This window comes from bacterium (genome assembly GCA_031082185.1).
Classification (GTDB): domain Bacteria; phylum Sysuimicrobiota; class Sysuimicrobiia; order Sysuimicrobiales; family Humicultoraceae; genus VGFA01.
In genome coordinates this window covers 13161-33059 of record JAVHLI010000011.1, presented here as the reverse complement: position 1 = coordinate 33059, position 19899 = coordinate 13161, and the positions used below count along the sequence as shown (strand labels likewise).

The window sequence follows — 19899 nt, the reverse complement described above, 5'->3', positions numbered from 1 at the left end:
ACCCCCGTCCGTTCATCTGGACGGCTACAGCATCGACGATCATGCGCAAGATCAAGTATTGTAAAGAAGCGTTAGACGCGGGACACTAGGTACTGTGCCATTACTGGAGGAAAGTATCAGGTCACTAGCAAGAGCAACACGGATCAAGAACAAGGAACCTGCACCCTCAAGAATGGCCAAACCTGCGATGTGTGGGATTACTTTGCTGGAAGATGCTATCCCAACACCAAGGCCGGGCAATCGTCATATAGCGACCCTTTTGCCTATTGTGCAGCAGTGGGGGCCATTGATACACCGGATGGGCGATACAATGGGGCCAAGACGCCGGATTCCGTTATTCAAGGCATGATCCGGCAGGGGATCGTGTCGGCTGATGCGCCATTGGAATTCCAACAGAATGCGGTTTGGCGGTGCATGAGTAACAGCGTATGGGTTTGCCATTTCGGAGCCAATCTCCCCTGCCTGGTGAAGGCCGACAAGTCACAAGTGCCGACCTCAGGGATGGAAGACTATTGCAGGACGAATCCCTCAGCGGATAGCATCCCGGCTGCCGTGACAGGGCGAGCGACGGTGTACGAATGGGGATGCAAGAATGGGAAACCTAAAGTGGTCAAGCAACTTTTCAAGATTGATTCACGAGGGTACATGGCTGACTTCTGGTATGAACTGACCCCGAGGAAATAGCCTGTGGTTGGCTTTGGCCTATTCTGGTGAGGGCGACGGACGACAGGAACATGAGGGATCCCGCCCAACACTTGTGAGGCCTCCTCGAAAGCGCCCCTCAGCAGGGCCGTTGGGGCGTAGGTGCTCTCTGGCGTTCTGATTCCGACCTTGCCACCTTGATGGCGGGAGGATGTATGTTTGACAGCACAAGCGCTGCCATTGCCCGCTACTCTTCGCCTCGCCTGATGGCAGTACTGTTGCTGGCTGCCGCTGGCTTCCTTGGGCTGTTCAGCTTCTCGGCCTCGCCCCTTTCCAACGCGGAGATGACCAGGATCAGTGGCGGCGAGGGGTTTCTTGACCTGAAGCCATTCTACTCGGCGCAAGAGGCGTTTGCGGCGCTGGGCCGCTACGGCACTGAAGGCCGCAAGCTGTACCGGCGGTTTCTGGTCGCCGACTTCGCGTTTCCTCTTGCCTACGGTTTGGGTCTCGCCTTTCTGCTGACACGAACCGCGCGCGCCGTGGGTGGCAGTGGTACACGTTGGCTAAGAGCCAACCTGCTGCCACTCGGTATTGCTTTCTTTGACTATGTCGAGAACCTCTGCATACTCGGAATGCTGAACGTCTATCCGGAAATCAGCCTGCCGCTGGGCTCACTGGCCGGCATTGCTACGCTCAGCAAGCATCTGCTGACATTCGCCGCCTTCTTGTGCCTGGCATCCGGCGGGCTGGTCATGCTGGTGCGCCGTCTGGGTCATGAAGATTGAACTCCGGCGGCCCAGCCGGTTCCACCTAGCGATTAGGAAGATCGCGGCGTCTCGCCTCGGTGCTTGGTTCTTCTCGCACACGCTGCACCATCTCGACCGGGCCTTCATTCGGCTCTCCGGCGGTCGGAGCAGCCTGACGGCTCTTCTGGCGGGTCTGCCCGTTCTCACGGTCACAACCATCGGCGCCCGGAGCGGTGAGCCACGGTCGGTATTGCTTGTCGGCGTTCCAGACCGAGAGCGCGTAATCCTGATAGCATCCAACTGGGGCCGTCCCCATCATCCTGCCTGGTGCCACAATCTGAGGGCAAACCCTGAGATCACGCTGACCTACCGCGGGGTGTCGGAGCGGTATCTCGCCCGCCAGGTGGATGGCGTAGAAAGAGATGCCTGCTGGAACAGAGCCGTCCATCTCTACGCAGGGTACGATGACTACACGCGCCGTACTGGTGGCCGGCAAATCCCGGTCTTTCTGCTGACTCCCAAGGAAGTACCGATGCAGGGGGCGGAACGATGAAAGTGATGGCAATCAACAGCAGTCCCAACATGGACAAGGGCAACACCGCCCTGGTGCTTGGCCCTTTTCTTGAGGGAATGAGAGAAGCAGGTGCTGAGGTCGAGCTCTTCTACACGAAGAAGCTGAAGATCGGCCCCTGCCAGGGCGAGTTCGACTGTTGGGTCAAGACTCCCGGCAAGTGTTTCCAGCAGGACGACATGCAGATGCTTCTCCCCAAGCTGGCTGAAGCGGACGTTCGTGTTCTCGCCACCCCGGTCTACGTGGATGGCATGAGCGGGCCGCTGAAGAGCCTGCTGGACCGCATCATCCCGCTGGCGCATCCGCGTTTCGAGCTGCGCGATGGGCACTGCCGCCATCCTGTACGTGAAGGAGTTAAGGCCGGCAGCCTTGTGCTGGTCTCCAACTGCGGCTTCTGGGAGATGGACAACTTCAACCCGTTGCTCGCGCACGTCGAAGCAGTCTGCAGAAACCTGAGAAGTGAGTTTGCAGGGGCGCTGCTGCGACCGCACGGCCCGGCACTGAAGGTCATGATGGAGATGGGTCTGGAGGTAGACGACGTCCTGGCGGCGGCGAAAGCGGCAGGTCGCCAGCTCGTGGAAGATGGCAGGATGTCCCCCGAGACCCTCAAGGTTGTCAGCCGCGAGCTGCTGCCTCTGGAGATGTACGTGCGGATAGTCAATGGAAGTGTCCGGAAGACGCTGGGCGCGCTGGAAAGGCAATGGCGCGGGCAGCAGGCCTACGATGCTTGTCATGCCCGTCTGTCTACCGTACAGTTATACTTGTGTTGCTCTCTAATGAGCCCCAACAGGAGTGTGTGAACATGCCGGGAACGCACGAGAACCTGAAAGAGGCATTCGCCGGGGAGAGCCAGGCCAACCAGAAGTATCGAGCGTTTGCCAAGAAAGCGGAGCAGGATGGTTTCCCCAACGTCGCCCGACTGTTCCGGACCGCGTCCGAGGCGGAGCGAATCCATGCCGAGGGGCACTTCGGCGCAATGGGTGGGATCGGGTCAACGGCCGAGAACCTCCAGGCGGCAATCGATGGCGAAATGCACGAATACACCAAGATGTATCCTCCTATGATCGGGCAGGCAGAGGCCGATGGTCACAAGGCGAAGCGCATGTTCGTATATGCGGCTAAAGCCGAGGAGGTCCATGCCCGGCTCTACAACCTCGCCCTGGAGGCAGTTCGCCGGGGTGAGGACTTGATGGAGACCGCGTTCTACCTGTGTCCCGTCTGTGGGCACATCGAGTTCGGCAGTCCTACGGAGTCCTGCCCCATTTGCGGAGCGAAGGCTGCGAGGTTCGTCCAGGTATGAGCCGGTTGGCAAGGGTGGCGGAGTAGGGGAGGGTGGTCGGCGTGGGTCTTCTGGAGCTGATCGTTGTCTTCGTTCTGCTTGTTCCGCTCTCCCTGGCACTTCTCGCCATACTCGATGTCGTCCGGTTCTCTACTATATAGTTGGCCGCAAGCAGAAGCTCCACTCATAGCTGGGGTTCTGTAACGAGCGTCTTTTCGGTATTGCACTGACCGGCCGGCCTCAGGGCCCGGCACACGATTGGAGGAAGCGATGAAGCCGCGAACCCTCATTATCCTGCTCTTACTGCTGTTCCTCTGGGCGGGGCCGGTAGTTCTCGGCCTCTACACCGACTGGCTCTGGTTCGTGGACCTGGGATTCGCCGGGGTCTTTCGGACGAGATTTCTTGCCCAGGCCACGCTCTTCGTGCTGGGCGCGCTGCTGAGTACTGGGGCGATCATGAGCAGCGCCTTCTTCGCCCGCCGGCTGGCCGAGCAGGCCGTGGGGACGATCGAGATGCCGGGTAGTGCTCAGATGCGCGCCATGGAACGGCCCTTCTCTCTGGCCGTGATAGGCGGTGGTCTGTTCCTGGCGCTCAACATGGCAGGGGTCGCCGCAACCCGATGGGAGCACGTGCTCCGGTTCTGGCGCGCTGTGCCGTTTGGAACGGCCGACCCGCAGTTTGGTTTCGACATCGGGTTCTTCGTCTTCACCCTTCCGGTCTACCGGTTCCTCCAGGGATGGTTGCTGACGGTGACTTTGCTGGCCCTGGCAGCGGCGGTCGCGGTGTACGCGTTCCGGATCGTCTTCCCCCAGGTGCAGATGCCGCTCGAGGGTGAGACGGAGTTCCGTCCGGCGGCCCCGATCAACATCATTGTTTCCCGCCCCATGCGCGTGCATCTCTTCGGATTGGGCGCGATTCTCCTGGTTCTTCTGGCGTGGGGACACTGGCTGGCGGCCTACGACCTGGTCTACTCTCCGCGAGGGGCTTCATTCGGCGCTTCCTATGCCGACATCTATGCCCGGCTCCCGGCGCTGCGGTTGCAGGCGGTGATGGCCCTGGTGGCGGCCGGTCTGGTCGGGATCGCGGCGTTCCGGCAGGGATACCGCCTGGCGATTGTCGGCGCGGTGGCGTGGATCGGGACGGGTCTCCTTGTGGGCGGCATCTACCCGGCCGTGATGAACCGGTTCGTCGTGCAGCCGCAGGAGCTCGAGCGCGAGAGGCCCTACATCGAGAGGACCATTCGCATGACGCGGCAGGGCTACGCGCTCGACCGTATCACGGAGGCCCCCATCGCGGGCGAGGAGATGATTACCGCTGCCGACCTGGCGCGGGCGCCCGCCACCGTGGCCAACATCCGCCTGTGGGACCCGGGGCCCCTGCTCATTACGTACAACCAGATACAGAGCATCCGGCTCTACTACGACTTCGTTGACGTGGACGTGGATCGCTACACCATCGATGGGCGCTACCGCCAGGTGATGCTGGCCGCGCGCGAGCTCTCCCCCGAGAAGCTGACTGCTCAGGCCCAGACGTGGGTGAACCGCCGGCTTCAGTTCACGCACGGCTACGGCGTCGCCATGAGCCCGGTGAACGAGCTGACACCGGAGGGGCTGCCCACGCTGTTCCTGCAGGACGTGCCGCCCATAGGCAAGCTCCGCGTGGACCAACCCGAGGTCTACTACGGCGAGAAGAGCCGAGATTACGTGATCGTGCGCACGCGGTTTCCTGAGTTCAACTACCCCAAGGGCGACGAGAACGTCTACACCACCTACCAGGGCACGACCGGCGTCGGGCTGGGCTCGCCCCTCCGCAAGCTGCTCTTCGCCTGGCGCTTCCGGGACATCAACATACTGATTTCCGACGCGATTACGCCCGAGAGCGTAATACTCTACCACCGTAACATCGCCGAGCGCGTGGCCAGGCTGGTGCCGTTCCTGCGGCTGGACGGAGATCCCTACGTGGTCGTTGCCGATGGCCGGCTGTTCTGGATTCTCGACGCCTACACGTACACGGATCGCTACCCGTACTCGGCACCATCGCGGGAAGGGTTCAACTACGTCCGCAACAGCGTGAAGGCCGTTGTGGATGCCTACAACGGCACGGTCGCGCTCTACGTCTCCGAGCCGGGCGACGCCATGATCCAGACGTACGCGCGCATCTTCCCTGGGCTGTTCCAGCCCCTGGCAGATCTTCCGGCCTCGCTCCGGCCGCATCTCCGGTACCCGCAGGACATCTTCGCGGTTCAGGCCGAGATGTACCGGGTCTTCCACATGCAGGACCCACGCGTCTTCTACAACAAGGAAGACATGTGGAGTCTTCCGGAGGAGATCCACACCGACAAGCCCGTCGAGATGAAGCCCTACTACATCATCATGCGTCTGCCAGGTGTGGACACTGAGGAGTACGCGCTCATCATGCCGTTTACCCCTCCGGGCAAGCAGAACATGATCACCTGGCTCGCGGCCCGATCAGACGGCGAGCACTACGGCAAGCTCCTGGCCTTCCGATACCCCAAGGACAAGCTGGTCTACGGGCCGATGCAGATCGAAGCGCGCATCAATCAGGATCCCAAGATCTCCGAGCAGTTCACGCTCTGGAGCCAGGGCGGCAACCGGGTGATCCGGGGGAACATGATCGTGATTCCGATCGGGCAGTCGAATCTCTACGTCGAGCCGATCTACCTTCAGGCAGAGCAGGGACGGCTGCCTGAGATGAAGCGCGTGGTGCTGGCCAGCGGTAACCGGGTGGCCATGGCGTCGACGGTAAGCATGGCGATGCAGGCCCTCCTGGCCGGGCAGGACGCCCCCGCTGTCGTGGCCGATCGGCCGCCGGTGAAGGCCCCGGTTGGTGCGAAGCCATCCGGTCCTGCGGGAACCGATTCCCAGAGCATCCTTCGGTCGCTGATGGAGCGCCAGGGGCGTCTCATGGAGGAACTCAAGGCGCTGGACGCCGATCTGCGCAGGCTCTTCGATGTCTTGAACAAAGGCAAGTAGAGCTCGGTTATGATTCTGTGAAGCAGGTGGCTTTTCAGGATAGCTACCCCGACGAGCTGAGCTACTGCTACGGCTGCGGCCGGCTCAACGAGCATGGGTTGCAGCTCAAGAGCCGCTGGGAGGGGGAGGAGGCCGTTGCGGTTTTTCTCCCCCGGCCCTACCATATCGCGATCCCCGGCTATGTCTATGGAGGGCTCATCGCCTCGTTGATCGACTGCCACGGCACCGGTACGGCCGCGGCTGCGGCGTACCGGGCCGAGGGACGGGAGATGGGCACGGAGCCGGCATTTCGGTTCGTTACGGCATCCCTGCACGTGGACTACCTGCGGCCGACGCCGCTAGGAGTGCCACTGGAGATCCGAGGACGGGTGAAGGAGATCAAGGGCCGTAAGGTCGTGGTGACCGCAACGGTCTCAGCCGAGGGGGTTATCTGCGCGCGCGGCGAGGTGGTGGCAGTACAGATGCCGGAGCAGATGAGGCCCAGGTAGGCACGAGAAGTAATCACGCGAATCGGAGGGGTCCGCATGGAAGTATCAGCAGTTCCGCCGCGCAGCGCCATCGCCGTTGAGCACACCTGGGACGCTGCGAGCGTCTTCCCCACAGACGATGCCTGGGAAGCCGCGTTCCACGGGCTCATGGACGGGCTCCCGGCGTTGGAGGCCTTCCGAGGGCGCCTTGGCGACGGCGCGGGGACGCTGGCCGATTGGCTCGATGCGATGCAGGGCGCCTTCCGTACGCTCTGGCAGGTGGTCGTCTACGCCACCATGGGCCACACCGTGGACAAGACCGACCAAGCGGCCGCGGCCAGGCACGACCGGGCCCGCGGGTTGCTGGCTAGGGTTACGGCGAAGGTCGCGTTTGCCGAGCCCGAGATTATTGCCGTGGGGTTCGACAATCTGCGCCGCTGGATTGCCGAGGAGCCGCGTCTGGCAACCTACGCGCACTACATTGACCGGCTTGCGCGGCGCGCGCCTCACGTGCGCTCCCCCGAGGTGGAGGAGCTACTGGGCTTCCTGGCAGATCCCTTCCGGGCGGCCGCGGCGACCCACGGGATCCTCGCGGACGCCGACCTTATCTTCCCGCCGGCCCGCACCGCCGCCGGCGGGGAGGTGGAGGTTGCCCAGGGCAACCTGCGGGTGCTGCTCTCGCACGAGGACCGCGAGGTGCGGCGGACCGCGTGGGAGGGTTATTCAGACGCTCATCTCGCGCACCGGCACTCAATGGCCAGCTGCCTGTCGGCCGGCGTCAAGCAGGCCGTGTTCATGGCCCGGTCGCGGCGGTACGGTTCGGCGCTCGAAGCCTCGTTGCTGGCCAATGACATCCCGGTGGACGTCTTCCACAACCTGATCGCGACCTTCCGGCGCCACCTACCGACCTGGCACCGCTACTGGGGCGTGCGCCGTCGTGCCCTAGGGTACGACCGGCTGCACGTGTACGACGAGCGGGCGCCGCTTGTGCCCCGCGAGCCCCGGGTGACGTTCGCTCAGGCGGTCGAGTGGATCGCGCAGGGAATGGCGCCGCTCGGCGACGAGTACGTCACGACGCTGCGGCGCGGGACGCTCGAGCAGCGATGGGTGGATCTCTGTTCGAATCGCGGCAAGCAGTCCGGCGCCTTCTCCATGGGCGCGCCCGGCACGCACCCGTTCATCCTGATGAGCTACAGCGACGACATCTACAGCGCCAGCACGCTGGCTCACGAGCTCGGGCACTCGATGCACTCGCACTTGGCGTGGCGCACCCAGCCGCTCATCTATGCTCGGTACCCGCTATTCCTGGCAGAGGTTGCCTCGAACTTCAACCAGGCCATGCTCCGCGCTCACTTGCTGGCAACCCAGAGCGATCCCGAGTTTCAGATCGCCGTGATCGAAGAGGCGATGGCCAACTTCCACCGCTACTTCTTCATCATGCCGACGCTTGCCCGGTTCGAGCTGGAGATCCACGAGCGGGTCGAGCGTGGAGGGGCTCTGACCTCTCGGGACCTGATGTCGCTGATGGCCGATCTCTTTCGCGAGGGGTACGGCGAAGAGGTGGAGGTTGACGCCGACCGTGTCGGCGTGACCTGGGCGACCTTCCACACGCACCTCTACATCAGCTTCTACGTCTTCCAGTACGCCACGGGGATCGCCGCCGCGCACGCGCTGGCCGGTAATGTCCTCTCCGGCGTGCCGGGCGCCTCGGAACGCTATCTCGCGTTCCTATCGGCCGGCGGATCGAGGTACCCTCTCGATGCGCTGAAGCTGGCAGGTGTTGACATGATCTCTCCCGAGCCGGTGGAGCGAGCGTTTGAGATCCTCTCCCAGATGGTGGACCGGCTGGAGGTTTGCTTGACGCAGATGGAGGCCAAGAATGGTGGATAGCGACGCCCATCGCAGGATACGAGAGCTGTCGTCACTGATTGGGAACACACCCCTTTTGGCGATCGAGTTCCTTTTTAGGGGGGGTAGGCGCACGCTCTATGCCAAGGCCGAAAACTTGAACATGACCGGCAGCATCAAGGACCGGATGGCCTTCCACGTGATGGAGCAGGGTTATGCCAGGGGTGTCCTCAGGCCTGGTTACACGATCGCTGAAGCCACGAGCGGCAACACGGGCATCGCCTTTGCTGCGATAGGTCGAGCCCTGGGGCATCCGGTGGTCATCTTCATGCCGGACTGGATGAGCGCGGAGCGGGTCAACCTCATCCGGAGCCTGGGAGCAAGGATCGTCCTCGTGAGCAGGGAAGAGGGGGGATTCCTCGGCAGTATCCGTCGTGCCGAGGAACTGGCCGAGACGACTGATGGGGTCTTCCTTCCCAGGCAGTTCTCAAACCTGGACAACGTGGAAGCCCACTACATGACTACCGGCCCGGAGATATGGTGGCAATTGAGGTTTCGCTCGGTTCGTCCCGACGCCTTCGTCGCCGGCGTTGGGACGGGTGGCACCGTAATGGGGACCGGACGCTTCTTGAGGGAGAAGTACCCCGGCGTTAAGATCCATCCCCTGGAACCTGCCAGCTCTCCCACGCTCTCCACTGGTCACAAGGTGGGGAAACACCGAATCCAGGGGATATCCGACGAGTTCATCCCGCCCATCGTAGATCTGAGCTCACTGGACTCCGTGGTAAGTGTGGACGATGGGGATGCGATCCTAATGGCACAGAAGCTCGCCGCAGAACTTGGGATCGGGGTCGGGATCTCTTCGGGAGCGAATTTCCTGGGCGCCCTCCAGGTTCAGAACGATCTCGGCGGTGATGCGGTCGTGGTCACCATCTTCTCCGATGACAACAAGAAGTACCTCAGCACCGATCTGCTAAGGGAGGAACCCGCAAGGGACGGTTTCCTCTCTCCTGAAGTGAGACTTCTGGAAGTGCGGGCTCTCAAGCGGGTGTGCTACACATGCTGTGATCCACTTGCGTGCATGGAGGTGGTCTCCTCGGGGATCGCGGAGGAGAACACTCCGCCCCACTGTCCCGTGAGGCGCTGAGCCGGGGAGCGTCCGGAAGGGGGTATCCAGAAGGAGATTCCTCACCCGCGCCGAATATTCTCTTTTCAAAGAGCAGTTCTCCCAGCAGCCGCCGCACCTGACGCTGCGTTGTCCACTTTCGCAGATTCGGTCTCCGTGTACCTACACCGTCGCTGCCGGAGCATAAACGGTGTCTACAGGCGCCCCATCTAGATCTGGAGACGCGCGCGGCCTGACCCTGGTCGAGATCCTTGTTGCGCTCGGCGTTCTGGCCACCGCCCTGGCAGCAATCTACGGCCTGGTTACATACGCGGCCACCTCCTTCGGGATGGGTGAGGACTTCCTCGATGTCCAGCAGAACGCTCGCGTCGCGCTCGACAGGCTGGTTGCGGAGGCCAGGTGGGCGCGGCGCCTGGTCGCGGCCGCTCCCTCGCGGGTTGACATTGAAATAGGCGGCGACAACCCTCAGTACCCGGGATGCACCTACACCGTTCGCTTCGGCCACAGCGGTGGCCCCGGCAATACCTTCGACCGGACGATCCTGGCAACGAGCGGCACCTGCCCGGCACCGGCCGGAGCCGAGTCCCTGGCCTCGCAAGTCTCTGACGTAAGGTTCTCCTACTGTGAGGCCTCGGGCGCGTGCGGCGCCGGCGGTGACCCGGCCGCGGTTGTGCGTCTGGCAGCGGAGATCGAGGTCACCAAGACGACCGGCGCCCGGGTGCGGCAGCGCGTGGTGTCGGGTAACGTCCAGCTCCGCAACTACACCGGCGGCCTGGCGACTCCCGGGCCTGCGGTGACAGGCACGGTCCCCTGGCGGCCGACACCCGGCCAGGTCGTGCCGTCCCCGCCTCCGACGCCGGCACCGACGCCGACCCCGCGGCCGCCCACGCCGCCACCCACGCCTACACCGCCACCCACGCCCACACCGGCGCCGACGCCGCCGCCCAGGGGTCGGTGAGCGCAGGGCTCGTCATGCTCATGAGGAGTGACTGCCGATGACGCGACCGCCGGCCCGGAAGTTTCCAGCACAACACGCGGAACAGGGAGTGGCCCTGCTCACGGTCATGCTGGCCATATTCATCCTGACCCTGGCAGTGTCCGGACTCACCCTGGCGACGATGGGTGAGACCACGCTCTCGTTCGATCAGTTGCGGGGCGCCCAGGCCCTGGCGGTGGCCGAGGCCGGCGCCTATCGTGCCCTGGCGGAACTACGCCGTCGCGTCGAGGTGGATCTGCGCAATCAGGTCGAGGCAAGCGCGACCGAGGCGGCGATCCGCGCCGTCTGCACCGACCCAGCGAGGAACCGGGAGGTCATCACGGCCTATGCCGTCCCTGGCGGCGGATCGGCCTGGACGGACGGCGGCTCCCAGGCAGCGCTCGAGATCGGGACGCCGAGCAGCCCCATCGTCATGACCGACCAGGGTACAGGTGATGCGATCGGCGCTTTCTCCGCACGCATTCTCGTCCGCCAGTCCGGCCGTGCCCCCAGCTGCACCGCGACCGGCACGACCCCTGAGCGGTACGAGATGTGGTTCGACTACACGATCGTCTCCACCGGGACGTCCCGGAACGCCACCCGTACGGTATGCCTTCGGAGCCCCGGTGCCGACGCGTGCCCCAGGTGGCTGGAGGGCAATCCCGTGGGCAGCGGCCAGGGGTTTCCCGTGCTCGTCGAGCGGGCCGCCTACTCTCAGAAGGCGCTCCTCGTGTTCGGAGCCAGCGACGTCTGGATGTTCGACACCACGACGTTCCCCGGCCCGGTGCACATGAACCGGTACCTGCAGATTTGGGGAAGCCCAACATTCCTGGATTCGGTCACCCAGTCCGACGACACGGTGCGCTTCGGAAACAACGGCTCAACTATCTTCCTGGCGGCCGAGAGCAACCCGCCGTACGACGTCCCCCGCGGAGGGCCGATCACCCGCAACGCCCCCCAAATCCCGACGCCTGACCTGAGCAGCAACCCTGCCCGGGCCGCCGTCGGCCTGAGCCCGTCCGGACTGGACCCGATACGCGCCGAGATCCGCAGCGGCACCACCGATCTCACCGACTCCTCCGGGGTGGTCCCGCAGGGCACCTACATCATGGACCAGCAATGCGCGACCACGGGCTGTGGGGGCATCTACATCAGAGGAAACGCGTCCCGGCTGGTACTGGCGGTGGAGGGTGGCCAGCAGGTGATCTACGTGCGCGTGCCCGGCGCGTCGGTGGCAACCCCAACTCAGCCCGGGCCTGACATCAAGATCGTGCTGAATCCGGCTGCCGCCACCGTGACCACGTACTGGGGCCCGTTGTGGGAGTACACCACGACCTACAACGGGGTAAGGCTCAACGGTGTCATCTATCTGGATGGGAGCGTCACCGCGAGCACGGTTGGGCAAGGACTGTACGGGATCGTGCAACAGGGAACCCGCCTGACGATCGCCGCACAGGGCGAGATTAGAATCACCGATCACCTGGTCTACCAGCGACCCCCGGCCGGTCCCGGCGATAACCCCGGCAACGTGCTGGGGCTCTGGTCCCGCACAGGGAACGTAACAATTGAGGGCTCCCTGGCGCCGAACAACCTCTACATGGACGCGGCAGTGCTGGTGCCCTCGGGCAAGTTCTGGGTGCGCGGATGGGATTCCTTACCCGACAAGGGGACGATCTCGTTCCTGGGCGGGACCGTGCAGGCGACCTACGGTGAGTTCGGGCGCTTCGACCCCATCCGCGCCTACGGCCGCGCCATGACATACGACTGGCGCCTGCGCTCCAACGTCTCGCCGCCGTTCTTCCCCATGACCCCCGGGTACACCGCGCCCCGCTGGCCGGTCATCCCGACGGACCTCCTCTACGACAAGCCGCATTGGGAGGAACTGGTCGGCCGGTAGGTTGACGCGTACGCCCCGCCTTCGCGAGATCCCGCCGCAGTGGGGGGAGTGCCCGCCGGCGTGGTCGAATATATCTCCAGCAACGATGCCACGCAGAGGAGGTCCGCAGTGATGGCGCACAGGCGTGCCGCCGCGCTCATGGCGGTTGTTCTTATGGTGGGAATGGTGGGGGCGATGGCCCAGGCCGGCCCGGCGCCCAAGAAGCTGATCTTGGGAATGGTGCCGTCGCGCGAGATCGGCCGCATGATGGAGAACCTGGGGCCGCTCTCAAAGATGTTGTCCGACCGGATAGGCATGCCGGTGGAGGCGGTTGTGACGACCAACTTCACCGGGTTGATCGAGGCGATGGGCACAGGCAAGGCCGACATCGGCATCTTCGGGCCGTTTGCCCTGGTGCTGGCCCAGGAGCGGCACAAGGTTACCATCATCGCTAAGTCCATTCGCCGCACGCGGGGCCACTTCGTCACCAGCTACAACGCGGCGATCAACGTGCGGGTGGACTCTCCGTTCAAGACGCTGGCCGATCTCAAGGGGCGCCGGTTCGCGTTCGTGGACCCGGCCTCGGCCTCGGGATACCTGTTCCCGTACATGATGCTGGTGGATGCCGGGATCAATCCCGATCGTGATCTGCGCACCATCTTTGCCGGGTCGCACGACGCGGCCATAGTGGCGGTCTACAAGAAGGACGTGGATGCCAGCGCCACCCACGACAATGCGATCCCAGACTCGGTCCGCGAGCTGCCTGACGTCGAGCAGGTTGTCAAGATCCTGGTCCGGAGCAACCCCATTCCCAACGACGGGGTCGCGGTCCGCCGCGGGCTGCCCGACGATCTCGTGACGAAGATCCAGGAGGCCTTCGTGGATCTGGGCAAGACCGCCGACGGGGTACGGCTACTGGAAGCCCTCTACAACGTGATTGGCTACGCCAAGTCGGACGGCTCCGAGTTCGAGATCATTCGCAAGACATATGCTTTCATGCGCGACAAGATCCGGATTTGAGCTCCCCACAGATCGAACTGCGCGGAGTTGAGGTCCATTTCCCCGGCGGGGTCCAGGCCCTGCGCGGGGTGGACCTCAGCGTCCAGCGCGGCGAGTTTGTTGCCATTGTCGGGCTGAGCGGTGCCGGCAAGTCAACCCTGCTCCGCACCGTCAACCGTCTGGTCGAGCCGACCGCGGGGTCGGTGTGGTTTGAGGGCGAGGACCTGACCGCCGTCCCGCCTGCGCGCCTGCTCGAAGTGCGCGCGCAGATTGGGATGATCTTCCAGACGTTCAACCTGGTTAAGCGGTCCTCTGTATTGCGCAACGTGCTGGCCGGTCGCGTGGGCCGCTTGTCCACATGGCGGGCACTACTGGGTTGGTTCCCGCGGCACGATCTGGAGATCGTGCACGGGGCGCTGCGCAAGCTCGACATTCAGGACAAGGCCTTCGTACGGGCCGACGTGCTCAGCGGCGGCCAGCAGCAGCGCGTGGGCATCGCGCGGGCGCTGGCTCAGGAGCCGAAGGTGATCCTGGCCGATGAGCCGGTAGCTTCGCTGGACCCGCCCACTTCGCACGTGGTGATGCGCGACCTACGGCGCATCAACCAGGAGGGCATCACCGTCCTGATCAACCTGCACTTCATCGACTTGGCGCGTGAGTACGCCCATCGGGTTGTGGGGCTGCGCGACGGGCAGGTGGTCTACGACGGGCCTGCCGGCGAGGTGGGCGACGCCACCTTCGAGCAGATCTACGGCCGGGCCCTGAAGGCTGACGACTTCCGGGGAGCAGACGCTGAAGGCTAGGTTCACCCTGATATTCCTGGCGGCGGCCGGCCTGTACCTGTGGAGCGCGGTGGGGATCGGCGCCTCCCCCCGAGTTGTCTGGGAGGGGCTGCCGAGTTTCTACAAGCTCATGGGCGATCTGTTCCCGCCCAACTGGGCCGTGCTCCCCGTCTTGGTTCGGCCCGCGGTGCAGACGCTCCAGATGGCTCTGGTGGGTACCACCCAGGGCGCGCTGCTCTCCGTGCCGCTGATCCTGCTCGCCTCGCGGAACGTTACCCGCCAGGCCTGGCTCTACTACGGCGCGCGGGGGATCTTGAACCTGCTGCGCACGGTCCCGGAGTTGCTGTACGCGGCGATCCTGGTGGCCGCGGTGGGCATCGGCCCGTTCGCCGGCATCCTGGCCCTGACGATATTCTCCGTGGCGATCATCGCGAAGCTGACCAGCGAGAGCCTGGAAGCCATTGACCCGGGGCCGATGGAGGCCCTGGAGGCCGCTGGGGCCAACCGTCTGAAGATGGTGCGCTACGCGGTTGTTCCGCAGATCTTGCCGGCCTACTTGAGCTACACCCTGTTCGTTTTCGAGATAAACGTGCGCGTTTCGTTCGTGCTGGGCCTGGTGGGCGCCGGAGGAATCGGGCAGCTTCTCTTGACCGCGCTCAACCTCTTTCGGTATCAGAGCGCCACGGTGATCATTCTGGTCACGCTTGCGGCCGTCGTCACGATTGACGCCATCAGCGTGCGCGTCCGGCAGGCCCTCGTGTGAAGAGGGACATGGCGGGATTGGTTGAGCCGGGGCGGTGGAAGATTTGGGCCGGCGTCGGGGTGTTCGCCGTCGTGTTCATCTGGTCGGCTCGGGGCGTGGAGGCCAGCCTGTTCCGGTTCATCGAGGGCCTGCCGCTGCTGGCGCGCATCGTGGCGCTGATGCTCGTTCCGGACTGGTCCTGGGCCGGCCGTTCGTTGTTGGGCATGGTGGTTTCGGTGCAGGTCGCGCTGCTGGGCACCACCATCGGCATGCTGCTGGCTTTCCCGCTGGCGTTCCTGGCATCGCGGAACATCAGCCCCCATGCCGCATCGAGCTACCTGGGCAAGCAGGTGCTCAACTTGATCCGCACCTTCCCTGAGATCATCCTGGCCGTTTTCTTCGTCGCCGCCTACGGTCCGGGCGCACTGGCAGGGATGATGGCGATCGGGCTGCACTCCACCGGCAGTCTGGGCAAGTTGTACGCAGAGGTGGTTGAGACGATAGACCCGGGCCCGCTGGAAGCCCTCCGGGCCGCCGGGGCCGACCGAGCCAAGGTTTTCTGGTACGCGGTCATGCCCCAGGTCCTGCCGGAGTTCCTGGCGCTGTCGCTCTACCGGTTTGAGATCAACGCGCGCGCCGCGACCGTCCTGGGACTGGTGGGGGCCGGCGGGATCGGCACGATTATGGTTCAGGCCCTGCAGTTCCGGCGATGGGAAATCGTCGGGATGGCCCTGATGGTGATCATCGTGGTCGTGACGCTGATTGACACGGCCAGCGCTGCCCTGCGGCGGCGGCTGGTCTGAAGACCCCCCTGCAGGAAGTAGCCGACCGGATGGGCAACTGTGTCTCCACACCGAATCGGAGGTGCGTGCCGTGGTTTCAGCGGTGGTGCTGCTCAAGACCGGTCCCGGCCAGGCCCGCAAGGCGGCGATTACCATCCGGAAGATCAAGGGTGTCCGCGAGGTGCACGTCGTCACCGGCCCCTACGATATTATCTGCACGACCGAGGCGGGCGACATGGCGGCGCTCGCCGACACGGTGATTTCCAGGATCCAGCGGACCGCAGGAGTAACCGACTCACTCACCTGTCTGGTCGTCTAGCAGGGCGGCGAGGGGAAGTCACGGCCGTTACGGCCGTTAGGGTTGACAACCGGGGGATGCCAACTATAAGATGGGTTGGCCCGGACACAAGGAGCTGATTGGGTGGAGCAGCCGAGCGCATAAACCGCATACGGCATCCCCGATGAGCGTCCCGGAGGGGAACTGGCTCAGACCCCTCTTTTTTGTGCCCTGGCTCGGAGAGAACGCCTCAATGTTCCTGTCGGCGGCCCCGGCAGGATCCGTCACGCGAGCGGTGACGGGGCGAACCTTGACAATCGAATATGGACGAAGACATCCCAACCCGCGGGGGAACGCAACCCGGTGGGTAGGTGATGTGTTACCAGGCTCTATACAGCTGCTCCTAGGGCGGGTTACAAGCTACTAAGGGCACACGGTGGATGCCTTGGCGCCAAGGGCCGAAGAAGGACGCTGCTGGCGGCGAAAGGGTCGGGTAGGTGCTAAGCAACCTTCGATCCGACCATATCCGAATGGGGAAACCCCGCGCGGGTCATACCGCGCGATCCCGCGCTGAATCCATAGGTGCGGGAAGGCCAGCCGGGGAACTGAAACATCTAAGTACCCGGAGGAAGAGAAATCAACCGAGATTCCCCGAGTAGTGGCGAGCGAAAGGGGAAGAGCCCAAACTCCGGATGCGTGATAGCTTGCGGGCGTTGTATCCGGGGGGTTGTAGGGCACCGTCGGGCCGGACCGCAATCCGGCCGGGAAGTTACCAATCTCCATCCTAGTCGAACGGTCCTGGAAAGGCCGGCCACAGCGGGTGATAGCCCCGTAGACGAAAGGGTGGCGACTTCCTCGACGGTGTTCCTGAGTACCACGGGACACGAGGAACCCCGTGGGAACCCGGGAGGACCACCTCCCAAGGCTAAACACCCTTGGCGACCGATAGCGCACGAGTACCGTGAGGGAAAGGTGAAAAGAACCCCGGGAGGGGAGTGAAATAGAACCTGAAACCGTGTGCCTACAAACAGTCGAAGGGCTATGCTGGGTCTTCGGACCCGGAATGCCTGACGGCCTGCCTATTGAAGAATGAGCCGGCGAGTTGCGGCGTGTGGCGAGCTTAAGGGAGCGTATCCTGGAGGCGTAGGGAAACCGAGTCTGAATAGGGCGCCGTTCCCGGATGGGAACCCGACGCAAGTCGGGAGTCACATGTTGCAGACCCGAAACCGGGTGAGCTACCCATGACCAGGGTGAAGCGCGGCTAATCCCGCGTGGAGGCCCGAACCCGTTGGTGTTGAAAAACCATGGGATGAGTTGTGGGTAGGGGTGAAATGCCAATCGAACCCGGAGATAGCTGGTTCTCCCCGAAATGCATTTAGGTGCAGCCCCGATGCAGCACGGCGGTGGTAGAGCACTGAATGGGCTAGGGCGGGAAAACCCGTGCCGAACCCAATCAAACTCCGAATGCCGCCTTGTGGTCGTCGGGAGTGAGACGGCGGGGGATAAGCTTCGTCGTCGAGAGGGAAACAGCCCAGACCGCCAGCTAAGGTCCCAAAGTGATGGCTAAGTGGGAAAGGAAGTGGCACCGCTAAGACAGCCAGGAGGTTGGCTCAGAAGCAGCCATCCTTCAAAGAGTGCGTAATAGCTCACTGGTCGAGTGGTGCTGCGCCGAAAATCCAACGGGGCTCAAGCCATCTACCGAAGCTGCGGATCTTGCGCAAGGTTTCGTCCTGCGCAGGGTGGTAGGGGAGCGTTCCGCGATAGGTTGAAGGCAGACCGGAAGGACTGCTGGACGAAGCGGAAGTGCGAATGCCGGCATGAGTAGCGAAAAGGCAGGTGAGAATCCTGCCCGCCGAAAGGCCAAGGTTTCTTACGGAAGGTTCGTCCGCGTAAGGTTAGGCGGGACCTAAGGCGAGGCCGAAAGGCGTAGCCGATGGACAGCCGGTTGACATTCCGGCCCCGCCGTGAATCCGTTACGAGCCAGGGGGGGACGCAGGAGGGTAGGCCTACCGGGTGATGGTCGTCCCGGGCTAACCGTGTAGGCGGAGGCGCTAGGCAAATCCGGCGCCTCATTCAACGCCGAGACGCGAATGCGAGCTCAAGGGCAACCGCGAGCGAAGTGGCTCATCCCACGCTGCCAAGAAAAGCCTCATGGTCAGGGTTCACGGCGCCCGTACCGCAAACCGACACAGGTGGCCGGGCACGTAGAGTGCCAAGGCGCGCGAGATAACCCTCGTCAAGGAACTCGGCAAATTGACCCCGTAACTTCGGAATAAGGGGCGCCTCAGACGGTGACCGGCCTGCGCCGGAAGCCTGACGAGGCCGCAGTTAATTGGCTCAGCCGACTGTTTAACAAAAACACATGTCTCTGCTAAGCCGTAAGGCGACGTATAGGGGCTGACGCCTGCCCAGTGCCGGAAGGTTAAGGGGATGGGTTAGTGCGGGTTCGCCCGTGCGAAGCTTAGAACCGAAGCCCCGGTGAACGGCGGCCGTAACTATAACGGTCCTAAGGTAGCGAAGTTCCTTGTCGGGTAAGTTCCGACCTGCACGAATGGCGTAACGAGCTGAGCGCTGTCTCGACGAGGGACTCGGCGAAGTTGTGAGACCCGTGAAGACACGGGTTACCCGCAGCTGGACGGAAAGACCCCGTGGAGCTTTACTGTAACTTGCCATTGAACTTGCTCTTACCATGTAGAGGATAGGTGGGAGGCGGAGAAGCGGGGGCGCTAGCTTCCGCGGAGCCAACCTTGGAATACCACCCTTGGCAAGATTAAGTTCTAACCGGCATCCTTATCGGGTGTCGAGACATTGGCAGGTGGGCAGTTTGACTGGGGCGGTCGCCTCCCAAACGGTAACGGAGGCGCCCAAAGGTCCCCTCAGCACGGATGGAAACCGTGCGTTGAGTGCAAGGGCATAAGGGGGCTTGACTGTAAGGCTGACAAGCCGAGCAGAGGCGAAAGCCGGGCCTAGTGATCCTACGCTGGCAAGTGGAAGCGGCGTGGCTTAACGGATAAAAGCTACCCCGGGGATAACAGGCTAATCTCCCCCAAGAGTCCACATCGACGGGGAGGTTTGGCACCTCGATGTCGGCTCATCGCATCCTGGGGCTGGAGTAGGTCCCAAGGGTTGGGCTGTTCGCCCATTAAAGCGGTACGTGAGCTGGGTTCAGAACGTCGTGAGACAGTTCGGTCCCTATCCACTGTGGGCGCAGGTGACTTGAGGGGAGTTGCTCCTAGTACGAGAGGACCGGAGTGAACGGACCTCTGGTGTACCGGTTGTCCTGCCAAGGGCACGTGCCGGGTATCTATGTCCGGACGGGATAAGCGCTGAAAGCATCTAAGTGCGAAGCCCACCCCAAGATTAGGTCACCCACCGGGTAACCGGGTAAGTCCCCTGGGAGACTACCAGGTTGATAGGCCGCAGGTGTAAAGCCGAGAGGCTCAGCCTAGCGGTACTAATAGGACGAGGGCTTGTTCCTGTTCTAGGAGTAGCTGTATGGAGCCTGTTTCAATGTTGTGACCGGTCTGGGGGCCGTTGATCGAAGGCCCACGTGTGCAGTAGTCCGACTCTCAGATCCGGTCAGGCAGTGTTACCCGCCGCCGCGGGCCGCGCGGGCGGCGGGATGCAATGGATTCCCGGTGGTGATGCCGGAGGGGCCACACCCGTTCCCATTCCGAACACGGTCGTAAAGCCCTCCTGGGCCGATGGTACTGCGCTGGCGACGGCGCGGGAGAGTAGGTCGCCGCCGGGAGTAATGCCGAGGGGAGGCGAGAGCCTCCCCTCGATGCTTTT

The 19899-nt window shown here is 63.4% G+C and carries 15 protein-coding genes and 2 rRNA genes; all 17 read left to right on the top strand.

Going from position 1 to position 19899, the window contains the following annotated elements; all coding sequences use genetic code 11:
- Nucleotides 1-857: 857 nt before the first annotated feature.
- Nucleotides 858-1427 carry a hypothetical protein gene (locus RDU83_10550; GenBank protein MDQ7841452.1) on the top strand — a complete coding sequence of 190 codons (570 nt, stop codon included), beginning with the start codon at nt 858-860 and terminating at the stop codon, nt 1425-1427.
- On the top strand, nt 1417-1941 hold the full coding sequence (locus RDU83_10545; GenBank protein MDQ7841451.1) for a nitroreductase family deazaflavin-dependent oxidoreductase: 525 nt from the start codon (nt 1417-1419) through the stop codon (nt 1939-1941). Before RDU83_10550 ends, RDU83_10545 begins: the two co-directional genes overlap by 11 nt.
- Nucleotides 1938-2759: a flavodoxin family protein gene (locus RDU83_10540; protein MDQ7841450.1), complete on the top strand. Its 822-nt coding sequence runs from the start codon at nt 1938-1940 to the stop codon at nt 2757-2759. The genes RDU83_10545 and RDU83_10540 overlap by 4 nt, the downstream gene beginning before the upstream one ends.
- Nucleotides 2760-2761: 2 nt before the next feature.
- A complete protein-coding gene (locus RDU83_10535; GenBank protein ID MDQ7841449.1) occupies nt 2762-3259 on the top strand; it encodes a rubrerythrin family protein in 498 nt (165 codons plus the stop codon).
- Nucleotides 3260-3508: 249 nt separating this feature from the next.
- A complete protein-coding gene (locus RDU83_10530) occupies nt 3509-6232 on the top strand; it encodes a UPF0182 family protein (protein MDQ7841448.1) in 2724 nt (907 codons plus the stop codon).
- A 17-nt stretch (nt 6233-6249) separates the two neighbouring features.
- Nucleotides 6250-6720 (top strand): PaaI family thioesterase, encoded by a 471-nt coding sequence (locus RDU83_10525; GenBank protein MDQ7841447.1) that lies wholly within the window; start codon nt 6250-6252, stop codon nt 6718-6720.
- A 36-nt stretch (nt 6721-6756) separates the two neighbouring features.
- Nucleotides 6757-8589: an oligoendopeptidase F gene (gene pepF / locus RDU83_10520; GenBank protein MDQ7841446.1), complete on the top strand. Its 1833-nt coding sequence runs from the start codon at nt 6757-6759 to the stop codon at nt 8587-8589.
- Nucleotides 8579-9694, top strand: coding sequence for a PLP-dependent cysteine synthase family protein (locus RDU83_10515; GenBank protein ID MDQ7841445.1), 1116 nt, complete (start codon nt 8579-8581; stop codon nt 9692-9694). Before pepF ends, RDU83_10515 begins: the two co-directional genes overlap by 11 nt.
- A gap of 169 nt (nt 9695-9863) precedes the next feature.
- Nucleotides 9864-10631 (top strand): prepilin-type N-terminal cleavage/methylation domain-containing protein, encoded by a 768-nt coding sequence (locus RDU83_10510; GenBank protein ID MDQ7841444.1) that lies wholly within the window; start codon nt 9864-9866, stop codon nt 10629-10631.
- Between the two features lie 37 nt (nt 10632-10668).
- On the top strand, nt 10669-12546 hold the full coding sequence (locus RDU83_10505) for a pilus assembly PilX N-terminal domain-containing protein (protein MDQ7841443.1): 1878 nt from the start codon (nt 10669-10671) through the stop codon (nt 12544-12546).
- Between the two features lie 111 nt (nt 12547-12657).
- Nucleotides 12658-13545 carry a phosphate/phosphite/phosphonate ABC transporter substrate-binding protein gene (locus RDU83_10500; GenBank protein MDQ7841442.1) on the top strand — a complete coding sequence of 296 codons (888 nt, stop codon included), beginning with the start codon at nt 12658-12660 and terminating at the stop codon, nt 13543-13545.
- Nucleotides 13542-14327 (top strand): phosphonate ABC transporter ATP-binding protein, encoded by a 786-nt coding sequence (phnC, locus tag RDU83_10495; protein ID MDQ7841441.1) that lies wholly within the window; start codon nt 13542-13544, stop codon nt 14325-14327. The genes RDU83_10500 and phnC overlap by 4 nt, the downstream gene beginning before the upstream one ends.
- Nucleotides 14328-14376: 49 nt before the next feature.
- The gene (phnE, locus tag RDU83_10490; protein MDQ7841440.1) at nt 14377-15069 is read left to right on the top strand and encodes a phosphonate ABC transporter, permease protein PhnE; all 693 of its coding nucleotides are present in this window, start codon (nt 14377-14379) and stop codon (nt 15067-15069) included.
- Between the two features lie 8 nt (nt 15070-15077).
- Entirely contained in the window at nt 15078-15851 is a 774-nt protein-coding gene (gene phnE, locus RDU83_10485; GenBank protein ID MDQ7841439.1) for a phosphonate ABC transporter, permease protein PhnE, read from the top strand.
- Between the two features lie 70 nt (nt 15852-15921).
- On the top strand, nt 15922-16149 hold the full coding sequence (locus RDU83_10480; GenBank protein MDQ7841438.1) for an Lrp/AsnC ligand binding domain-containing protein: 228 nt from the start codon (nt 15922-15924) through the stop codon (nt 16147-16149).
- A gap of 371 nt (nt 16150-16520) precedes the next feature.
- Nucleotides 16521-19585, top strand: a 23S ribosomal RNA gene (locus RDU83_10475).
- Nucleotides 19586-19741: 156 nt separating this feature from the next.
- Nucleotides 19742-19858, top strand: a 5S ribosomal RNA gene (rrf, locus tag RDU83_10470).
- The last annotated feature ends 41 nt before the right edge of the window (nt 19859-19899 follow it).